Genomic DNA, 21011 nt, shown 5'->3' on the forward strand with positions numbered 1-21011 from the left:
GAGTGCGGGTGCAACGTGGAAAGCAAAGGAGAATCCGGCTCCGGTAAGAGCTGCCTACCTCCGGTCAAAGGCAAGCCGGCCGGAGGTACTGTCGCGTTCACCATGCTCAGCTCCGATTAAGCTGTCTTCGCCCGAGGACAGCACGTATAAGCGCCGTTACCTCCGGCGAACGGGCGCTCGTCGGAGTGCCGGTATCGAACCACCTGTTTTCCCCTTGGTCATCCACGCTCCGCAACTCCCCCGCAACAAAAAAACTCAAGCACTAGGCTTGAGTCGGATTTATTATTTCGGCTATTTCATGAAGTATCTGTTTGGCTTTCCGGGGATCGTTCCCGTAAGTGGAGACGGCCACCAGGTAGTCATGCTGGCGCAGCGTAGCAAGATTGATAAAGTCACTGTTGTTGCGGTCGGTCGTGTCGTTCAGGAACTGATTCGGTCCGATTTCCGACCTTACTGCTTTATTTGTAGCCGGATCATCCGTGCAGATGAAGATGAAGGTTGCATCATCAAGATCGCCGGATTTGTATGCCCGCCTGTCCAGCAATACTTTGCTGCTTTCAGCCCACTCCAAAATTTCCGGACTGACGGCAGGCGCGACGACAGTCGGCTGGGCACCGCAACGGATCAATTCCTGCAATTTCCGCGTAGCGATCCTGCCGCCGCCGACCACCACTACTTTTCGTTTGCTGATGTCGACCATCATCGGATACATCCGGCATCCTCCAACCGTTCCTTAAGGGCTTTATGGACGGCTTCTGCATCAAGCAACTGTTCCAGCAACACATCCTGAGGCCGGTTTTTTTCGAACCAAAAACCTATTTTTTTTGCCAAGTAACCATCTGTAAAGAACAGCCGTTGCACAATGTAGGGGAGTTCTCCGGAAATCGCCTGATAATGCGGTTCCCCCAGATGATTCGTAGCGAAGACATCCCTCCCCAAATCTGATCTCAAGGCAGCAGCAATCCTTTCCAGTTGTTCGCCAGGTTCAGGATAATGGGTCGTTCCGTGAGCGACCAACATGATCGGAAACGTCGGGTGTGTCTCTGCAGCTTCCTGCAACCGGTCTTTCAGCCAGTCGTATACAGCTTTCGTTGTCCCCAGTGTCTCGCAGATTTCAAACGGAACCCCAGCGCACGCCTGCATGCGTTGCGGGATGTCCTCCCGAGCGTGCGTAGCCGGGAAAAGCAGCACTGGAACGACAATTATTTTGTCCACCTTTTGTTTTTCCAGCTCCCTGACAGCATCCTCCAACGTATGCTGTTGCCCTTCCAGCATACCGATCGCTTGGGGCAAATCCAAGGTGTCACTGAAATCTTTGACGATATCATAAAGTTTTTGCGGGATACTTGTCTTTCTGCCGTGCAGCACGTACATAATTCCGATTTTCATCATATTCCTCCTAGAAATCGACCAAATGATTTTTCACACTATAACGCAAAAGATCAGCATAGCTGTCGACCTTCAGTTTTTTTCTAATGTTTGCTTTATGAACTTCTACCGTTTTGACGGAAATGAACAGTTTTTCGGCTATGTCCCTGTTGTTGTATCCCAAAGCGACGAGCGGCAGGACCTCTTTTTCCCGTTTCGAAAGACTGGCATAGAGGCTGTCGCCCTGAAAAGTGTCCAGCTCATCAAGCTTGTCGGTTGGATAACCACTGTAATAACGTTGGTTGGCATGGACTTTCCGGATGCCTTCCAGCAAGATGTCGTCGGTTGTGCTTTTGAGGATGAAACCATCTGCTCCTGCATTCAACGCTTCCCTCACGTAGCTTTCTTCATCATGCATCGTCAACACGATCACTTTGATCTCCGGATGCGTTTCTTTGATCCGGCGCGTCGTATGCAAACCGTTTTCCCCTGGAGGCATGCTGATGTCCATCAACACCAGATCCGCCTGCGTATTTTCCAGCTTCATGAAAACTTCGTTGCCGTCAGCGGCGTCACCGACGACCTCCATATCTGGTTGCGCATTCAACATGAAGGTCAGCGCGTTGCGCACCAGCGCATGGTCGTCTGCAATTATGATTTTCATGTCAAGCCCTCCTTATATGGCACGATCAATATGATGCGTGTCCCTTTTTCTATACCTGTCTCGACTTCCATTTTACCGCCTACAGAGTGGGTACGTTCCCGCAAATTCAGCAGGCCGAATCCGAGATGGTAAGGATCATAGATGAACCCTTTGCCTTCGTCCGCAATCGTGACGCGCAGTTCCTTTTGTCCAAAATCAAGGATGATGGACGCTTCATTCTCTCCGGAATATTTCAGAGAATTCGAGATTGCCTCCTGGATGCTGCGGTAGATAACGACATTCCCACGGCTACTTAGATCAATACTGTCCCCGTCTACGATAACATGGATGATAAATCCTGTCATTTCCATTGTCTGTTCGACAAACTGATTTATCGCTGGGATAAGCCCGACATCATCCAGAATGCTCGGCCGCAATTCGGTAGCCAAACTCTTGATTTCCAAAAGTACGTCCGCAAAATGTCGATCGATCGCCTGAAGCTTCTGTTGTTGCTCCTCAACCGGTGTCCACTTCAGCCCTCTCGTTTCAAGCATCAAGCTGTAGATGCTCTGCGCAATCCCATCATGGAGTTCACGCGCAATCCTTTTCTGCTCGCTCTCACGGGCTTCGTTCAAGTAGGTCAGCATGCTTTTCCCTTCAGATTCAAAGGGTATATCGATATAGCGGATCTCCAGCATCCAGTTTTGTTCTTTTTTCACTAGTTTTCCGAAAAATTCATAAGAGACTCCGTCACGGCCCATAAAAGTGATCGGAAAACCATCTGAAGCTGCCCATTTATTCTCGAGCGGACAGTTCTTGCAGGTCTGTTTATCCGCACGGAAAGCGCAGCAAGTGCCCTTGGCTACCTGTACCGCATATTCCATTGAAATGAGGTAATCTTTCTCAAACTTTTCTGCCTGTGAATTCTTGTCGATTACTGTATAGTCAGTATCCATAAGCCAAGTCGGTTGGGGAAAAATATGGTGTATGGATGCTGAATCAGTCATCTTTATGCCCCCCTTCTTCCAATAGGACTGATAGGTCTGGCAAAGCTGCGTAGACAGCAGTCACGTCTGCAACATCAGTAGCGATCGGTTTGCGGTATCCCAGCAACAAAACTGCACGGATGATGCCGTTCTTCATCAGCGGAATACCGATTGTCATATCGAGCTGCTCAAGCCTTGCGATTGGATACTTCAAAAGATTTTGACTGTCTGATTGAATTTTAGTTGCACGTTGTTCCCGGCCCGTGCGCCACACTTCGCCGGCGATGCCTTTGCCTACCCGCAAGCGGATGGATCTATAGTGATCGCTCGTGTTTCCGGCTACATTCGTCCACCGCAATTCGGTCTGTTGGAATGGTGGAGCAACATCCTGGGCCAAGCCTAAAAAATCTGCCTGCCATTCCTTTCTTCTCTCTTCCAACCACAAATCTATTTGTGACATAGTTCACTACTCCAATTCCCTATATTTTTCGAAATCTATGGATTTCTGTTGCCCTTTATCTTAAAAGTAACTATGATGATACCTATTGATGGCAGCAAATTATTTAATAAGGAGTTTATTATGAAACAAATCAAAAGTCTATCATTTTTCAATCTGATCCTGATCATCGTCATGACAGTCTACTCTTTTTCAAGCATGTCGTCTTCTTTTTTCATGATGGGCCTGAAAGCCTTCCCTTGGTTTTTGATCAGCGCCTTTTTCTATTTTATCCCTTATGCCCTTATTGTATCAGAATATACGCGCAGCTATTCGAATCGCACCGGAGGCATCTATGATTGGCTGAAGGACGCTTTCTCGCCGCGGATTGCCTTCATTACCGCTTTCCTGTGGTACTGCAGTTACTTTACCTGGATCATCAGCCTGTTCATGAAATTATTGATTCCTTTCACCATCATGCTTTTCGGACAGGACTTGACTTCCGCCGAGCAATGGTTCGGAATCGACACGTCCTACTGGATCATGGTGCTCTCACTTTTCGCAGTATTTTGCATGACATGGGTGATCAACCGCGGACACCAGGCCGTCTTTTCATTTCTGAAGACGAGTAGCTACGCAATGGTTGGTCTGCTCCTCATATCTGGGATCGGCAATCTGTTGCTGATGGTGAACAATCCGCAGCTGATCCTGCAGAACATGCAGCAAAGCTTGACTGCCCCGAGTTTTTTCAAAGGAACCAGTGATTCTTTCCTTTCGCAGTTGCCTTTCTTTATTTTCGCCATCACTGCATTCGGCGGGCTCGATACCATCGCCAGCCTGGTGGATAAATCCGGCGAACAAAGAAAGAAATTTCCGAAAGCGCTGATCATCAGCGCTGTGATCATCGTCGTCCTCTATTTTGGTGGCATCATGCTCTGGAGCGGCGCAAATAACCTGAATGTGCTGCGGGAAACTAATCAGTTCCACCTTGGAAATCTGATGTACGGCTTGATGGGTAGCCTAGCCAATAACATCAGCGTTTCCTTCGGTCTGTCCGCAGCTGCTCAAACGTTCCTTTATCAAGCGTTCATCCGCTATACTGCCTTTACCTTGTTCGTAGCCTATATCGGGTTGTTGTCGTCCATCACCTATACACCTTTAAAAAGTTTGATCCAGGGCACGCCAAAGGAAATCTGGCCGCAATTCCTGACAAAAATCAATCAAAAAGAAATGCCGCAGACAGCACTTTGGATCCAAGCCGCGGTTGTTTCTGTGTGCATCATAGGCTTATCTTTAAATAGTACCATTCTAGGCGCATTATTCAACCAATTGACCTATATGACAAATGTAGCCCGCGCCATTCCGTATTTCGTTGTAGCCGCAAGTTATCCGTTCTATCGCATCAAGAACCCTGTGCTGTTGAAGCATTCATTGATTGCTTCGCACTGGCAAGGGTACCTTTGCTCGCTGAGCGTCTGCACGGCTACCTTGATCGCCATCACCTTCCAAGTCTATCAGCCGTTCCATACCGGAGAATATGTCCAAGCGCTGTTGCTGATCATCGGACCGATTCTCTTCGGACTTCTCGGCAGCAGCATCTATCAAAGATTCGAAAAGAAACGAACACAATTTTTACTTGAAGATAATCTGTAGATTATACTTGAAAACGCAAAAGGAACCGCTAGGGCAATTGGCCTAAGCGGTTCCTTTTGCGTCCGAAAGCCGTTTTCCCGGTGGCGTTCACGGATCCTGTCGAATACAGCTGACCCTACATAGCGCCACGTCTCAGTGCATAGAAGTATTGCACAATCGGATGCTTCATTTTCACTGATTGTTCCATGTCCATGATCCTTTTTTTGCCGACACGCCTGTCCAGCAAAGCCAAGCAATTCAACAAAATATCCTTGCTCGCAAGGCTGTTTTCGATGGGTTGGCTCAGAAACACGTCTGCCGTTTTGTAGAAATCGGATTTGCTTAAGGCTACCTGGGCGGCCATCGTTTCCTTCGCGTAAGCCAACAGTTTGCGGTCCCCAGCGATCACTGCCAAGCGTTCTTCCGGTACTTTTCCGCCGGTTTCTTTCCGGATATGCTCTATTTCAGCATCGCTGAGCGGAATCACGACGGCAGCATCATTTTTGATATCCTGTTCCGACTGGTACCACTTCATCCCAGTCGTCCCGTCCTTCATGTTGAAGATTTTTTTATTGTCCACGGCTATGCAGCACTGGCCGTTTTTATCGGGTGAATACCGGTAACTGGTGGATAGGTACCCCACTCTGCCAGCCAACGCAGGCGCAAGGAAATTCTCCAACAGCGGCTTCATCTTACTCCAGATCATAATACCCTCCATCAGACAACTTTATTGTTGTCCATTTATTCTTCAATCCGACTTCTATCATTATGGACAACAAAGATAGGGTAGGTCAAGCCTTTCAGGCATGTAAATCATCTTTTTTTGCTTTTGCCATCCGGTGATTTCATTGCCCAGATGTTTTACCGTTACGCTGTCGCATCAGGGCATTTTAATCGGCCTGTCCCGCGGAATATGCTAAAATGTAAGCGCATAGAGGATTGGAAAAGCACAGCCAAGCAAGCCGGATAAGGAGAATCCAAATGATAAAGGGCAGGATTAACCACATATCGCTTTTTTCTTGCATTTTAATCAGTCTGATGCCGCTGAGTCTCATTCGCAGGGATTCCGATGAAACCGAAGTAGCGACCGCAGAATCCGGCATGATTCTGCGATCCGTTCCTTCGGTTGCTGTCCGGCTGGATGTTCCGCTCCTGAATCAGCTAGATCCGCCGGCCCTGCTGCTCGGCTGCGAAGTCACCTCGCTAGCAATGATCCTGCAGTACAACGGGATAACGGTAACGAAAAACGAACTCGCTGACAAGCTTCCAGTGGTTCCCATCTACTATGAAAACGGACTGCAAGGGAACCCGAACGAGGGTTTTGTAGGCGATGTCACCGGTTCGGATTACGGTTTTTGCGTCTACCATGGCCCCATCGCGGCATTGGCATCCGAATACATACCATCCGCTCGCGTGGAGGATGTCAGCGGACAGGACTTCACTTCTGTCATTTCTGCCCTTGATCGAGGCTTTCCTGTTTGGGTCGTCACTACGACCACTTTCCTGCCCGATGATGCGTTGGAAGTGTGGCAAACTCCGACAGGCCCGGTCAACATCAGCTACATCATGCACAGCGTTGTGGTTGTCGGGTACGACGCCGATAGTCTTTACATAAACAATCCCTACGGCCAAAAGGACCAGAAAGTCGACAGGCGGAAATGCAGACAAAAGAATAGGATTCCGGTTTTATCCCGGAACCCTATTCTTTTGTTTGTTTCAATACTAGCGGAATTTATTTTTTTTCATCCTCATGCATCTTGCGAATCAATTCATCGATCTTGCTGCCGTAAGCCACCGATTCATCTCGTTTAAAGATCAATTCCGGTGTCTTGTAAAGTGTCAAACGCGTTCCAAGTTCCTTGCGGACAAGGCCAGTAGCCTTATCCAATCCAAGTTGCGTTTTTTCACGATCGCTGGCAAGTTCCGACAATGTGCTGTAATAGATGGTTGCTTGCTGCAAGTCACCGGTGATTTCCACATCAGTGATGTTCACATTCGCAACACGCGGATCTTTTACACGCTTAGCCAGGATATCATTCACTTCGCGTTGTATTTCTTGTTTGATTCTTCCTGCTCTGAAATTAGCCATTTCGGTTCACCTCTCACTACTTCGATTGCTGTGGCGTTTTATTTCTTGATTTCAACCATATGGTACGCTTCGATGACATCATCGATGCGGATATCGTTGTAATCTTCAATCATTACACCACATTCGAAGCCTTTTTTAACTTCTTTGGCATCATCCTTGAATCGCTTCAAGCTGGCAAGTTTGCCGTCGAAAATGACGATATTGTCGCGGATGATACGGATACTGCTGCTTCTTCCAATGTAGCCATCGGTTACGAACGCTCCACCGATTGTGCCAACTTTAGAAACTTTATAGGTCTCACGGATAAGTGCTTGACCAGTTACTTGCTCTTCGAATTCAGGATCCAGCATGCCCTTCATCGCTGTTTCGATTTCATCGATGGCGTTGTAGATGATACGGTGTAGACGGATGTCCACATTTTCGTTATCCGCTTGGATCTTCGCTTGAGGAGTCGGACGGACGTTGAATCCGATCATGATCGCGTTGCTGGCTGCCGCCAAGGTAACGTCACTCTCGTTGATTGCGCCTGCTGCCGAGTGGACGATCTTAACGCGGACACCTTCGACCTCGATTTTTTGTAAGCTGGCAGCCAAGGCTTCAACCGAACCCTGCACGTCAGCCTTGATGATGACATTGACGTCTTTAAGTTCTCCGTCTTTCAAGCTGGAGAACAAGTTGTCCAAAGTCACGCGATTCTGCGTTGAACGTTGCTCCATAAGGGCACGTTTCGCACGTTCTTCACCGGCTTGACGCGCTGTCTTCTCATCTTCAAAGACAACAAAGTGATCCCCGGCTTGCGGTGCTGCGTTCAAACCTGTTATTTCGACTGGCATTGCAGGTCCAGCCGTTTTAACGCGTCTGCCTTGATCGTTGGTCATTACGCGGACACGGCCATGCGTATTACCGACTACGATCGGATCGCCGATTTTCAAAGTACCTGACTGCACCAAGACGGTAGCAATCGGTCCTTTTGATTTATCCAAACGGGCTTCGATTACGGAACCGATCGCTAAACGATTCGGATTAGCTTTCAATTCCTGTACTTCAGCTACCAACAGGATCATTTCCAACAATTCATCGATTCCTTGTCCGAACTTAGCCGAGATGTTGACGAAAATCGTTTCGCCGCCCCATGCTTCCGGAACCAAACCTTGATCGGACAGTTCTTGCATGACGCGATCTGGATTGGCTGTCGGTTTGTCGATTTTGTTTACGGCAACGATGATGGGAACATCAGCCGCTTTTGCGTGGCTGATAGCTTCGATTGTCTGTGGCATCACACCGTCGTCAGCTGCGACAACAATGATCGTGATATCTGTGACGTCCGCTCCGCGGGCACGCATCGTCGTAAAGGCAGCATGTCCTGGTGTGTCCAAGAACGTGATCGGTTTGCCATCGATTTTGACCTGATAAGCGCCGATATGCTGCGTGATTCCGCCCGCTTCGGTTTGGATTACGTTCGTGTTGCGCAGTGAATCCAAAAGCGTCGTTTTACCGTGATCGACGTGACCCATGATAGTGACAACAGGTGGTCTTGCAACTAAGTCTTCCGGATTTTCTTCCATTTCGAAATAGCTGTCCAAATCGGAAATATCCTGAACGATTTTTTCTTCGGCTTCGATGCCATAATCAGTAGCCAACAATTCCAAGGCGTCTTTTCCTAATGCTTGGTTTTGCGTGACCATGATACCCATCAGGAATAATTTTTTGATGATTTCAGCTGGCTCACGGTGAAGCTTTTTGGCAACTTCCATTACATTCATGCCGTCTGTATAGACGAATGTTTCCGGTAACTCGCGGAATTTGCGTGGAGGAACTGCCGGTCCCTGCTTGGTCGTGCCTTTTTTGAATTTTGAGCGCTTGTTTTTATTGTAGGGATTGTTGCCTCTCCCTTGATTTCCTTGACTGCGTGGATTGGAACCGCCTGAATTTTGACCGTATGATGGACGGTTTGATTTGGCTGGCGCATTGGTGGTAGTATTCGTGTTTGCAGTTTTCTGCACTGGTTTGTCATTTGATTTGTTTGGCGAAACAGAGTCAACTCGATTCATTTTAGTATTTGGACGATTTTGTCCAGCTTGGCTTGTGGCTTGCGCCGGCCGATTTGTATTCTTTTCTGCAGTATTTCTTGTTTGTCCTTTATTTTCGGAACCGTTTTTTTGATTCAGAGAAGGATTCGATGGTTTATTTTTCATGTCTGTGTTTTTCCTCAGTTCACTCTTATCAGTAGTTTTATGTGTTCCGGTTGCAGGCGCCTTTTTGATGTCTGCTGGTTGCTTCTTCTGTGGCGCATTGGATTGCGGTGCACTTGGCTTGGCAACCTGATTTCCAGCAGGGGAAGAGATGGCTTGGTTCAACTTTTTGATGTCTCCGTCTTCCATGGTTGACATATGGCTATGATAATCGATCCCCAATTGTTTTGCTTTATCCAACACCGTTTTGCTTGATACCTTGTGTTCGTTTGCATACTCGTAGACACGTTTTTTTTCCATGTCATCACCTTCCCTTATCTCATTACTTTGTTCCTTTCAGCCGCATGAAACTTTTGGCGAATCCTCTATCGGTCAAAGCGCAAATGGAACGGGACTTGCCTATTGCTTGACTGATTTGTTCCGAAGTGAAATGCACCAGGAACGGGACTTCATAATAGCGGCATTTGTTTTCTAATTTTTCTTTGGTGTTATCGCTGCAGTCCGTCGCACAGAGGACAAAGACCGCTTCATTTTTTTGGATGGACTTGATGGTCATCTCTTCACCTGTGATCAGTTTGCCGGCGCGCAATGCCAATCCCAGCAAATTCAACATCTTATCTTCAGGTGTCATAATAAGCTCCTTGCTTTTTGGTGTTCGACATAATCGAATAACTCCTGATAGAACGCATCACTGATTGCGGTCTCAAGGTGTTTTTCCAAAATGTGTTGCTTCCAAGCCTTCTGCACCAACGCAGGTTCCAGCGAGACATAGGCTCCTCGGCCATTCATGCGGCCGGTAGGGTCAATGGCGATTTCACCTGCTTGATTTTTTACGATGCGGACTAATTCTTTTTTTGGTTTCATCTCATTCGAGACGACACATTTCCTCATCGGAACTTTTCTTGTCTTCATAAACCTTCACCTCACTGATTAGTCTTGAAAGTCCTCTGCTAATTCATCATAGCTTTGTTCCGGATCTGTCTCGACTTCCGAGATCAGTTGTTCTACATCTTCAGGATCAAGGATTTTTTCATCATTTTCGTATTCTTCCGTATAATCCGTTTCGTCCGCTGGAATAGCGATATCTTCAGCGACTTCTTCAGCCGTAAAAATCTTATCCAAGCCAGCGAAGGAATGAAGGGTATCAGCATCTTCTTCATCGGATGCAACTTTTTGAGCACCGGATTCCATCAATAACTTATTATACTCCGTTTCGGACTTGATATCGATTTTATAGCCTGTCAATTTGGCCGCTAAGCGAGCATTTTGACCTTTTTTACCGATGGCCAATGATAGCTGGTAATCAGGAACGATGACTGTGCAGCTACCGTCTGCTTGATGGAAATCCACATTCACGACTTGTGCTGGATTCAATGCATTTCCGATATAGATCGATGGATCTTCGTTCCATTCAACGATATCCATGTTTTCTCCGCGTAATTCGTTTACGATTGCTTGGACACGCTGGCCTCTTGGTCCTACGCAGGTGCCGACAGGGTCGACGTTCTTATCGCGGGAGCGCACGGCTACTTTTGAGCGGTCTCCGGCTTCCCGGGCGATCGAAACGATTTCGACAACGCCATCAAAGATTTCAGGAACTTCTTGTTCAAACAATCGCTTCAGCAAGTCCGGATGACTGCGGCTGACAAAAACTTGCGGCCCTTTTGAAGTGTTTTCGACTTTTGTGACGTACACTTTGATACGATCGTGCGGCTGGAACGTTTCATTCGGAATCTGCTCCTGCTTGGACAATACCGCTTCAATTTTTCCAAGGCTCACGTAGATATAACGGCTGTCCATTCTTTCGACGACACCCGTCAAAATATCATTCTCATAGGCGATGAATTGATTGTACACGATGCTGCGTTCCGCTTCACGGATACGTTGCATGATGACTTGCTTGGCTGTTTGAGCGGCAATCCGTCCAAAATCTTTAGGGGTGACCTCAAAACGGATTTTATCGCCTAATTCGTATGCTTTGTTGATCTGCAGAGCATCCTCCAGACTTACTTCCAAAGTCGAATCAAACACCATATCCACTACTTCTTTAACTGCGTAGACATGGATGTCCCCTTTTTTAGTATCGAATTCCACTTCAACGTTTTGGGCCTGACCATAATTACGTTTGTATGCAGACACAAGCGCAGCTTCCAACGCACTGATGACAATCTCTTTTGAAATACCTTTGTCTTTTTCCAACACTTCAAGAGCACTTAACATTTCTTTGCTCATATTACTTCCTCACTCCTATCTCAAAAAATGATTAAAATTGGATAGCCAATCTTGCGTTTGCGATCTGTTTTCTTTCGATTTCGATATCTTTGGTTCTGGTTTTGATTCTGATCGTCAATACGACGGATTCGTCATTTAATTCCTTCAACGTTCCCTCGTAGAATTTCTCACCATCAATCGCCTGATAGAAGGACAGATGCACGTATTTACCGATGGCATTCTGCATATCTGCTTCAGTCTTTAATGGACGCTCTGCTCCTGGTGAGGATACCTCCAGGAAATACGCTTGCGGGATCGGATCCGGGTCGATGGCATCCAATGCTTCACTGACTTTTTCGCTGATCAGTGCACACTCTTCGATATCGATGCCGCCTGGCTTATCTATATAGATTCTAAGAAACCAGTTTTTCCCTTCCTTCAAAAACTCCATATCCACTAATTCTAAATTCTGTTCATCAACTATTGGTTGAACCACTACTCGAACTTCATCTACTACACGACTCACAGAAATCCTCCTTTATCAATCCTACACCACTGTCATACATTGGCTGACTGCGTAAAAAGAGTGAGCGTTTCCGCTCACTCCATCCGACGACTTATTCTTATATAATCATACACCATTGTGTCAGTAATTGCAAGGACTTACCAATCTAATGGCTTTGGAATAGCCTTCCCTTAAAAATCAAATAAAGAAAGTTGATTTTCGTCAGGTAAGTTTTTCAATACACCATTTTCATTCATGTAATCGATGATCGTCTTCGAAACCTTCCCTCTCGTTGCCAAGTCCTCTTTGGACAGGAACGGTTGGGCTTCCCTCGCTTGAACGATCTGGTTCGCCACGTTGCCGCCCAATCCCGGGATGGCCCGGAATGGCGCAATCAGCGTATCCCCTTCGATCACGAAATTATTGGCGTGCGATTTATCGAGATCTACCATCTTGAAGTTGAAGCCGCGCTCGACCATTTCGTTCGCCAATTCCAATACGGTCAGCAAACTTTTTTCCTTGACCGAAGCTTCCAAACCCTTATCCATGATTTCTTTCATGCGGGTCTTGATCATTTCTTTCCCTTGCGTCATCGCGACCAAATCGAAATCCTGCGCGCGCACGGAGAAGAAGGCACAGTAATAACGGATCGGCTGATGCACTTTGAAATAAGCGACGCGCAATGCCATCAATACGTACGCGGCAGCATGGGCTTTCGGGAACATATATTTGATCTTCAGGCACGATTGGATGTACCATTCAGGAATTTCCTTCGCACGCATCTCCACCTGCCAATCATCAGGGATCCCTTTCCCTTTACGGACACTCTCCATGATTTTGAAGGCCAGACCGTCATCCATACCGTGATGGATCAGATATACCATGATGTCGTCACGACAGCCGATAACGTCAGCCAACGGGATGTTGTTCTCGCGGATGAGCGTTTCGGCATTGCCCAGATAGACATCCGTCCCGTGGGAAAGGCCCGAAATTTGCAGTAATTCCGCAAAAGTGTTAGGACTTGTCTGCTCCAGCATCCCCCGGACAAAGCGCGTCCCAAATTCTGGAATTCCGAGTGTTCCGGTTTTGCTGAATATCTGTTCCGGCGTGATACCCAGCACTTCGGTACCGCTGAATATCTTCATGACATCCGGATCATTGGGCGGGATCGTTTGCGGATCAATCCCGGATAGATCCTGGAGCATCCGGATAACAGTCGGATCATCGTGTCCAAGTATGTCCAATTTCAGCACATTATCATGGATGGAGTGGAAGTCGAAGTGGGTCGTTTTCCATTCAGAATCCTGGGCATCTGCAGGGAATTGGATAGGTGTAAAATCATAGACATCCATATAGTCCGGAATAACGATGATGCCACCTGGATGCTGTCCGGTCGTCCGTTTGACGCCAGTGCAGCCTTTTGCCAACCGATCAATTTCAGCAGAGGAGAATCTGAAGTTGTGGTCCCGCTCATAGGCTTTCACATAGCCAAAGGCCGTCTTGTCCGCTACCGTACCGATCGTTCCGGCACGGTAAACATATTCCTCACCGAAGAGCTCCTTCGTGTAGGCATGGGCCTGGGCTTGATATTCACCTGAGAAGTTCAAATCGATATCGGGTACTTTATCTCCGTAGAAGCCCAGGAAGGTTTCGAACGGGATGTCGTGTCCGTCGCGGTCCATGTCCGCCCCGCATTTCGGGCAGTCCTTTTTTTCCAAATCGTAGCCGGAACCGATCGATCCGTCTTCATAGAAATAGGAATATTTGCATTCCGGACAGCGGTAATGCGGCGGCAAAGGATTGACTTCCGTGATCCCGGTCATGGTGGCTACGAAACTTGAGCCAACCGAGCCCCGGGAACCTACCAGGTAACCGTCTTGGTTGCTTTTCAGCACCAATTTTTGGGAAATCAGATAGATGACCGAGAAGCCGTTGCCGATGATCGAGTTGAGCTCTTTCTCCAGCCTTTTTTCGACCAGGTCAGGGAGTTCTTCGCCATAAAGACGCTTGGCTTCATCATAGGAAAGTCGCGTGACCTCCTCGTTAGCACCTTCCATGTTGGGTGTATACAATTGGTCCTTGATCGGCACGATCACTTCCGTGCTGTCAGCAATTTTCTGGGTATTATAAACAACGATTTCCTTGGCTTTTTCTTTGCCCAGGAAGGAGAAGCAATCCAGCATCTCATCTGTCGTCCGGAAATGGGCTTCCGGCATATGCAGAACTTTCCCTTGGTTCACTTTCAAGGATCCGATCAATATTTCCCTGTAGATGGCGTCCTCCTTGTTCAGGTAATGGACATTCCCGGTTGCGACCACTGTTTTGCCCAGTTCATCCCCGATGGCAACGATTTGGGTGATGATTTCCTCCAGATCGCTTTCATTCTTGACTAATTCCTTTGTGATGAGCGGGGCATAAACCTCTTTCGGCATGACTTCGATGTAATCGTAGAACTTGGCTTTCTCCTTTGCTACCTCTGCCCCTTTTTGCATCATCGCCTCAAATATTTCGCCTTCGCTGCAGGCAGAACCGATCAATAAGTTTCCCCGGATCGCTTGCAGAACGCTGCGCGGAAGGCGCGGTGTCCGGTAATAATACTCGATATTCGAAGCAGATATGATTTTGAACAGGTCCTTAAGCCCATCTTGATTTTTCGCCAAAATCGTTGCATGGAACGGCCGTGCCCTTTTGTATGAATCACCGCCGCCTATGTATTTGTTGAGTTCATCATGAAACAAGATGTTGTGCTCTTCGCGGGCTTCCTTCAGGAATATCCAGCAGAGTGCCCCGGTTGTTTCGGAATCATAAACCGCACGGTGATGCTGTTCCAAGCCTACGCCATAACGTTTCGCCAACGTATTCAAACGATGGGATTTCAATTGCGGATGCAAGAAACGGGACATCTCCAATGTGTCGATCACCGGCTGGGGCGCCTCTGGCATGCCGTAGCGCTCGTAGCTGTTGTTCAGGAAGCCCATGTCGAAACTGGCGTTGTGGGCTACGAGAATGGAACCCTCAGCGAATGCAGCGAATTGCTCCAACACCGTTTTTTCCGGTTTGGAGTCGCGCACCATGTCATCGGTTATGCCGGTCAATTGGATGGTCGTCTGCGACAGCGGATGACCCGGATTGATGAACTCTTCGAATGTCTCGATGACATTTCCTTTGTACATTTTTACGGCAGCCAGCTCGATGATTTTGTCGTAAACTGCCGACAAGCCCGTCGTTTCCACGTCGAATACAACATAGATTGCTTCGCTGAGATCTTCATGAACCGGATTATAGGCAATCGGTACGCCGTCATCGACGACGTACGCTTCAATCCCATACAATATTTTCACGTTATTCGCTTTTCCGGCTGCATGGGCATCTGGATAGCCTTGCGCGGCTGCATGATCAGTCAGCGCGATGGCTTTGTGTCCCCATTTGGCAGCCTGTTTGACGAAATCGCCGATGCCATTGGTGGCATCCATCTGGCTCATGTTTGAGTGCAGATGCAATTCCACTCTTTTTTCGTCTTCGGGCGCCCGATCTTTCCGTTCCGCATGAGCCACTTCATTGACGTCGCGGCCATTCACAACCAAGTCACGCATGAACGTGTCTTCTTGGACACTCCCGCGTACGCGCACCCAGATGCCTTTTTTGACCAGTTCGAAGTTCTGTTCATCTGTTTCATTCGAAGAGAACAGCTTCACCGAAAACGAGGAGGTGTAATCCGTCATTTTGAATACGAGCAGTTTCCGCCCGGATCGCAGTTCACGGATTTCACTGTCAAAAATGTAGCCTTCGATGACCACGGAACGCTCTTCTTCGGTGATCGAAGCCATCTGCTTGATTTCTTCCTTGCCTGAAATTTGTCTGCCGATCATCAAGGGGCCGTTGCCTGCTTTAGATTGTGAGCCGTCACTGCGTTGTCTGTCCTGTTGGTTTTGTTTGATCGCTTCTTCCGCTTGTTTGACCAACATTTCGTCCTGCTCCTGCTTCCTGGCCAGATATTGAGCCATTCTGGCTTCGGATGCCTCTTCGTCCACTTCAATCGTGATCTGGAAACTCGGGAACCCCAAGACCAGATAGTTCTGCTGGATCACGGATAAATAGTTATCCGTCAAATGATTTTTGGTGATCTCATTTTCGACATTGATCACGACTTTGTTGTTCAGGACGACAGGCGTATGTTTGGCAAAAAGCGTCTGGACCAACGGCGAGGAAATGTTGCTGCGCTGGACGACCGTTTCCCAATAATCCAGGATGCTCTCATTCGTCAAGATCGGTTTCCTTGTTTTGATCCGAAGATCGATCGTGGCGATGGATTGGAATTTTATTTTCATGTGGTTCATCAAATCATTGAACACTTCGAAAGGCAGGACGTTATCAAAAACGAACTGGAATGACCATAATTTGGATTTTTTATGCACGATGACCTGTTCGATTTCCCCGTTTTCAAAATACGGCAGGTACTCCGGCTTGTGATGCAGATTTATCTGTTCCAGCATCTGCTGGAACAATTCATGTTTCGATAATGCCATTTGATCGCTCCTTCTCAACTAACAAACAAAAAGATCCAAAGAATGAGCTTTCCTTTCTTTGAATCTTCTTATTATCTTCCTATCATTGTCCAAAGAAAAATCTTTGGATATCGTTCCAAGTGACGATGACCATCAGCAGGAGCAAAAGCCCCATTCCGATAGCTGTGATGATGCCTTCCTTCTCAGGATCCAAAGGCTTGCCTCGGATTCCTTCCACTACGTTCAGCAGCAGTTTCCCGCCATCCAATGCCGGAATCGGCAAAAGATTCACGACACCAAGGTTGATGCTCAAGTAGGCCAAGAAACTGAGCACACTCAGAAAGCCGTAATCGACAACTTGTTCCGTTGCCGCATAGATGGCGACAGGCCCGCCGAATGAATCGGCTTGGAAGCCGGTCCTGAACATGGAGAAGACCAATCCGAAGATTGAAGTGGCAATCACCCAGAATTCTTTGAACCCGTAACTGATTTTAGCCATCAAGCTGCGATCCATAGGAGGAGCAACACCGATCAGCCCATAGTCATTGCCTTGTTCATCGGTTTTTGTATCGGGCGTTATGAGCACATCACGTGCTTCCTGACCGTCAGTGCTGACAGAGAGTGTGATTACGTTGCCCGGGTTGGCTTGGATGGATGCAACCAGTTCCGTCCATTCAGCGATCTCCTCGCCATTCACAGCCAAGATTTTATCATCCACCCTCAATCCGGCAGTTTCCGCAGGGCTGTCAGGCTGGATTTCTCCCAGGCGATTATCGTTGACCGTAACGCCGCCTTGCACGAACGCAATCGTGATGAACACCGCAATACCCAAAATGAAATTATTCATCGGTCCGGCAAAGTTTGTCATCATTCGTTTCAGCAAGGGCGCTGATTGGTATTGCACATCGATGGGAGCGATCTGAACCTCTGTTCCGTCCGCTTCGATGATTGTCGCATCGCGTTTGACTGCATAGGTAACGGGTTCCGAACTTCCCGGAATGATGCCCTTTATGAAGAGAGCCTGTTCCAGATCAGCTTCCAGTAATTCTATCGGAACAGCATGCAAATGTTGTTTATTGCTTATATCTATTTGATTGACCTGTTGCACTTCATCAAGTGTTATATTGAGCGGCATACCGGGTTTCAACTCAGTGTCTTCATCCCCGATTCCGGCCATCCGCACATAACCGCCGATAGGCAGCATCCGGATTGTGTAGGTTGTTCCGTTTTTGCGATGAGAGAAGATTTTAGGTCCCATACCGATTGCGAATTCACGAACCAAAATGCCGGCTTTTTTCGCAAAATAGAAATGGCCGAATTCATGGATGATCACTAGTATGCTGAACACGATGATGAATGTTATGATTGTCTGAAACATGTGATTCCTCACTTTCTGTATCTTGCCTTGCCGTTCTTAAAATATGAAATGCAGAAAAATATGGAACACTGGCATCACAAAAAGTGTGCTATCGAAACGATCGAGCATGCCGCCATGTCCGGGCAATATCTTCCCGGCATCCTTGACGCCAAAATAGCGTTTGAATGCCGATTCAACCAGATCACCCATCTGCCCGCAGACCGAAAGCAGGATAGTCAGCATGATCTGAAGGCCCATCGATAACCCCAGTGGATTATAGTAATGGAAAAACACGATGGCGATCAGCACAGCAGCGATCGATCCGCCGACGGATCCTTCGACCGTTTTGTTGGGGCTGATTGCCGGAGCGAGTTTATTCTTGCCTATTTTTCTTCCGATCATGTAAGCGCCGATGTCCGTACCCCAGATGATGAACAACACTAAAAGTACCATCCAAAACCCGATTTCCCTTGTCTGCATGAAGTAATAGAATCCTCTCCCGACATAAAGGGAAGTCAGCACGGAAGCGGCCGCATCATCGAATGTGAAATCATTCCTTGAAAACACGGTGAAGACGAACAGAATCAGTGCTTCCAAATAAATCAAAAGCATCGCATCGATGCCGTCAGGGATGAAATGCAGGTAGGCTTCCGGAAGCATCAAAAGGACGGTCGCCAAAGCTGTGATGATTCCCTCCACACTGAAGATGGTCAGTTTTTTCATCTTCAATAGTTCTTGGACAGCGATCAATCCGATTGCTGTCATAAGCAGTTGTAAGGCTAATCCCCCAATCCATAAGAATGGGATAAAAACGGCGCCAGCCACTAAGCCTGTGATTACTCTTTCCTTCATGTTATCCTCCCTATATGCCGCCGAAGCGGCGATTGCGATGCTGATATTCTGCTAGCGCAGCTCGCAAGCTGGCTGTTGAAAAATCAGGCCAAAATTCTTCCGTGAAGTACATTTCGCTGTAAGCAGCCTGCCAGAGCAAAAAGTTGCTCAAACGGATTTCTCCGCTGGTGCGGATCAACAAGTCGGGATCCTGCCATTCACCAAGCCCGTTCGTGAATAGATAACCAGCGAATACTTCATCGGTGATTTCGTCTGCCGAGAGTTTTCCCGATGCGACATCGCCCGCAATCATTTTTGTCGCTTGGATGATTTCAGCCCTGGAACCATAATTCAGAGCGAAATTCAAAACCAGACCGGTATTGTCCTTCGTTTTTTCGATCGCATTCTGCACGACCTTCAGCGTCTTTTCGGGCAATTGATCGATCCAGCCGATGGTCGTCACTTTGATGTTGTTCTGCATCAATTCCGGCATGAACACATCAAAAAAATCGATGGGCAACCCCATCAAAAAATTGACTTCGTCAGACGGGCGTTTCCAGTTTTCTGTCGAAAAGGCGTATAGCGTCAACACCTTTACATTAAGGCGGCTTGCCTCTATGGCAATCTTTTTCACGGTATTCATGCCCTCTTTATGTCCGTAGACCCGCGGCATCAATTTTTTCTTTGCCCAACGGCCATTTCCGTCCATAATGATGGCGACATGGGCTGGAACGATGCCGTTTTCATCGAACAGCAATTCTGTTTTTGGATTCTCACTCTTGAATAGAGCCATGCTTTATCCCTCACTTTTTCATAACTCTCTATATTTTAACAAAAACCCGCCTGAATTCCTATGATTAACAGGAAATTATATAATTTTTAAAAAGAGCCAGGGCACAAATCATTTCGAATGATTTGTGCCCTGGCTCCTTTTCTGCGGATGAAATTTTAAACGTCCAAAATTTCTTTCTCTTTGTCCGCTGTTATTTTGTCGATTTCTTTGGAAGATTTGTCGGTGAACTCTTGCACTTTCTTTTCATAAGTGCGCAACTCATCTTCTGTGATTTCTTTGTTCTTTTCTGCTTTTTTCAAAGCTTCGATGGCATCGCGGCGAATATTACGGATAGAGACCTTAGCTGCTTCGTTTTCTTTGCCTACGGTCTTCGCCAACTCTTTGCGTCGCTCTGAAGTCAGTGCCGGGATAACCAAACGGATGACGTTACCGTCATTGGCTGGGTTGATGCCCAGATCGCTTTGGTAAATCGCACGTTCGATATCACCGATACTGGATTTGTCGTAAGGCGTCACCAACAACATGCGTCCTTCAGGAATCGTGATGGAAGCCAATTGATTCACTGGCGTGTTTGTTCCGTAGTATTCCACTTCGATGCGGTCCAACAAACTTGCATTCGCGCGGCCTGCCCGAATCGAGCCAAGCTCGCGGATCAATGCCGCTTCCGTTTTTTTCATTCTGTCGATCGCATTATCCAGGATTTCTTTAACCATGATTATTTCCCCCTAACAGTCGTTCCGATATCTTCTCCAAGTATAACACGGCGAATGTTCCCTTGTCTGTTTAAGTTAAACACAACCAGCGGGATATCGTTATCCATGCTTAATGAGCTTGCTGTAGTATCCATTACTTGCAGTCCTTTGGAAATAACATCCAAATGAGTCAATTCAGAGAATTTTGTTGCGTTCAAGTCTTTCATCGGATCGGATGAATAGACCCCATCAACATTGTTCTTAGCCATCAAAATAACGTCAGCATTGATTTCAGCGGCACGAAGGGCTGCTGTCGTATCAGTAGAGAAGTAAGGATTGCCGGTACCGGCAGCAAAGATCACAACGCGTCCTTTTTCAAGATGACGGACAGCACGTCTGCGGATGTAAGGTTCGGCAATCTGTCTCATTTCGATGGAAGTCTGAACACGGGTCGGAACGCCTGCGTTCTCCAGTGCATCCTGCAGAGCCAAAGAATTCATGACAGTCGCAAGCATACCCATATAGTCGGCCTGCGCTCTCTCCATGCCCATTTCAGCGCCTGTCGTACCGCGCCAAATATTGCCGCCGCCCACAACGATAGCCATTTCTACGCCCAAGTCATGTACTTCTTTGATTTCTTTAACGATTTCTTCGATCGTCGGCGGATTGATTCCGAAACCAGTGTTGCCCGCTAAAGCTTCACCGCTTAGTTTTAAAACAACGCGTTTGTATTTTGGTTCACTCATTCTATATTTCCCTCCGTAATTGGCT

Annotated in this window: 20 protein-coding genes; 2 read left to right on the forward strand and 18 right to left on the reverse strand. The window is 47.4% G+C overall.

Annotated features, from left to right (window positions below; translation table 11 throughout):
* Positions 1 to 262 precede the first annotated feature (262 nt).
* From ACKPBX_RS00905 to ACKPBX_RS00925, 5 genes are read right to left on the reverse strand one after another with little or no spacing between them, the layout of a single operon-like run.
* Positions 263 to 712 carry a precorrin-2 dehydrogenase/sirohydrochlorin ferrochelatase family protein gene (locus tag ACKPBX_RS00905; RefSeq protein ID WP_086627888.1) on the reverse strand — a complete coding sequence of 150 codons (450 nt, stop codon included), beginning with the start codon at positions 710 to 712 and terminating at the stop codon, positions 263 to 265.
* Positions 700 to 1389: a sirohydrochlorin chelatase gene (locus tag ACKPBX_RS00910; protein WP_168173162.1), complete on the reverse strand. Its 690-nt coding sequence runs from the start codon at positions 1387 to 1389 to the stop codon at positions 700 to 702. Before ACKPBX_RS00910 ends, ACKPBX_RS00905 begins: the two co-directional genes overlap by 13 nt.
* 10 nt (positions 1390 to 1399) lie before the next feature.
* Positions 1400 to 2032, reverse strand: coding sequence for a response regulator (locus tag ACKPBX_RS00915; RefSeq protein WP_086627886.1), 633 nt, complete (start codon positions 2030 to 2032; stop codon positions 1400 to 1402).
* Positions 2029 to 3018 (reverse strand): sensor histidine kinase, encoded by a 990-nt coding sequence (locus tag ACKPBX_RS00920; protein ID WP_319995761.1) that lies wholly within the window; start codon positions 3016 to 3018, stop codon positions 2029 to 2031. The genes ACKPBX_RS00915 and ACKPBX_RS00920 overlap by 4 nt, the downstream gene beginning before the upstream one ends.
* The gene (locus ACKPBX_RS00925; protein ID WP_119093651.1) at positions 3011 to 3457 is read right to left on the reverse strand and encodes a GAF domain-containing protein; all 447 of its coding nucleotides are present in this window, start codon (positions 3455 to 3457) and stop codon (positions 3011 to 3013) included. Before ACKPBX_RS00925 ends, ACKPBX_RS00920 begins: the two co-directional genes overlap by 8 nt.
* Before the next feature lie 120 nt (positions 3458 to 3577).
* Between ACKPBX_RS00925 and ACKPBX_RS00930 the strand changes: the two genes are divergently transcribed.
* Positions 3578 to 5086 (forward strand): amino acid permease, encoded by a 1509-nt coding sequence (locus tag ACKPBX_RS00930; protein ID WP_319995762.1) that lies wholly within the window; start codon positions 3578 to 3580, stop codon positions 5084 to 5086.
* A 115-nt stretch (positions 5087 to 5201) separates the two neighbouring features.
* Here the strand turns inward: ACKPBX_RS00930 and ACKPBX_RS00935 are convergent, their stop codons facing one another.
* The gene (locus ACKPBX_RS00935; protein ID WP_140185713.1) at positions 5202 to 5771 is read right to left on the reverse strand and encodes an SF0329 family protein; all 570 of its coding nucleotides are present in this window, start codon (positions 5769 to 5771) and stop codon (positions 5202 to 5204) included.
* Positions 5772 to 6046: 275 nt separating this feature from the next.
* On the opposite strand from ACKPBX_RS00935, the gene ACKPBX_RS00940 reads away from it, so the two are divergent.
* Entirely contained in the window at positions 6047 to 6877 is an 831-nt protein-coding gene (locus ACKPBX_RS00940; protein WP_319995763.1) for a C39 family peptidase, read from the forward strand.
* Here ACKPBX_RS00940 and rbfA read toward each other — a convergent pair.
* The 12 genes from rbfA to pyrH form a co-directional block, all read right to left on the reverse strand.
* A complete protein-coding gene (gene rbfA, locus ACKPBX_RS00945; RefSeq protein ID WP_086627880.1) occupies positions 6798 to 7154 on the reverse strand; it encodes a 30S ribosome-binding factor RbfA in 357 nt (118 codons plus the stop codon). The two genes, ACKPBX_RS00940 and rbfA, sit on opposite strands and share 80 nt — an antisense overlap.
* Positions 7155 to 7192: 38 nt before the next feature.
* Positions 7193 to 9646: a translation initiation factor IF-2 gene (gene infB / locus ACKPBX_RS00950; protein ID WP_319995764.1), complete on the reverse strand. Its 2454-nt coding sequence runs from the start codon at positions 9644 to 9646 to the stop codon at positions 7193 to 7195.
* Positions 9647 to 9668: 22 nt separating this feature from the next.
* Entirely contained in the window at positions 9669 to 9977 is a 309-nt protein-coding gene (locus ACKPBX_RS00955; RefSeq protein WP_086627878.1) for a L7Ae/L30e/S12e/Gadd45 family ribosomal protein, read from the reverse strand.
* Positions 9974 to 10258 carry an RNase P modulator RnpM gene (gene rnpM / locus ACKPBX_RS00960; RefSeq protein WP_086627877.1) on the reverse strand — a complete coding sequence of 95 codons (285 nt, stop codon included), beginning with the start codon at positions 10256 to 10258 and terminating at the stop codon, positions 9974 to 9976. The genes ACKPBX_RS00955 and rnpM overlap by 4 nt, the downstream gene beginning before the upstream one ends.
* Before the next feature lie 18 nt (positions 10259 to 10276).
* Positions 10277 to 11578: a transcription termination factor NusA gene (gene nusA, locus ACKPBX_RS00965; RefSeq protein ID WP_140185711.1), complete on the reverse strand. Its 1302-nt coding sequence runs from the start codon at positions 11576 to 11578 to the stop codon at positions 10277 to 10279.
* A gap of 31 nt (positions 11579 to 11609) precedes the next feature.
* Positions 11610 to 12083, reverse strand: coding sequence for a ribosome maturation factor RimP (gene rimP / locus ACKPBX_RS00970; RefSeq protein ID WP_106449472.1), 474 nt, complete (start codon positions 12081 to 12083; stop codon positions 11610 to 11612).
* Between the two features lie 170 nt (positions 12084 to 12253).
* The gene (locus tag ACKPBX_RS00975; protein WP_319995765.1) at positions 12254 to 16588 is read right to left on the reverse strand and encodes a PolC-type DNA polymerase III; all 4335 of its coding nucleotides are present in this window, start codon (positions 16586 to 16588) and stop codon (positions 12254 to 12256) included.
* A gap of 82 nt (positions 16589 to 16670) precedes the next feature.
* Entirely contained in the window at positions 16671 to 17945 is a 1275-nt protein-coding gene (gene rseP, locus ACKPBX_RS00980) for an RIP metalloprotease RseP (protein WP_319995766.1), read from the reverse strand.
* A gap of 36 nt (positions 17946 to 17981) precedes the next feature.
* The gene (locus ACKPBX_RS00985; RefSeq protein ID WP_086627872.1) at positions 17982 to 18776 is read right to left on the reverse strand and encodes a phosphatidate cytidylyltransferase; all 795 of its coding nucleotides are present in this window, start codon (positions 18774 to 18776) and stop codon (positions 17982 to 17984) included.
* 10 nt (positions 18777 to 18786) lie between these two features.
* Complete coding sequence (locus ACKPBX_RS00990; RefSeq protein WP_119093659.1) at positions 18787 to 19548, reverse strand: undecaprenyl pyrophosphate synthase; 762 nt, start codon at positions 19546 to 19548, stop codon at positions 18787 to 18789.
* Between the two features lie 155 nt (positions 19549 to 19703).
* Positions 19704 to 20261, reverse strand: coding sequence for a ribosome recycling factor (gene frr, locus ACKPBX_RS00995; RefSeq protein WP_086627870.1), 558 nt, complete (start codon positions 20259 to 20261; stop codon positions 19704 to 19706).
* Between the two features lie 2 nt (positions 20262 to 20263).
* A complete protein-coding gene (gene pyrH / locus ACKPBX_RS01000; RefSeq protein ID WP_086627869.1) occupies positions 20264 to 20986 on the reverse strand; it encodes a UMP kinase in 723 nt (240 codons plus the stop codon).
* Between the last annotated feature and the right edge of the window lie 25 nt (positions 20987 to 21011).

The organism is Trichococcus shcherbakoviae (assembly GCF_963666195.1).
In the GTDB taxonomy this organism is placed as follows: domain Bacteria; phylum Bacillota; class Bacilli; order Lactobacillales; family Aerococcaceae; genus Trichococcus; species Trichococcus shcherbakoviae.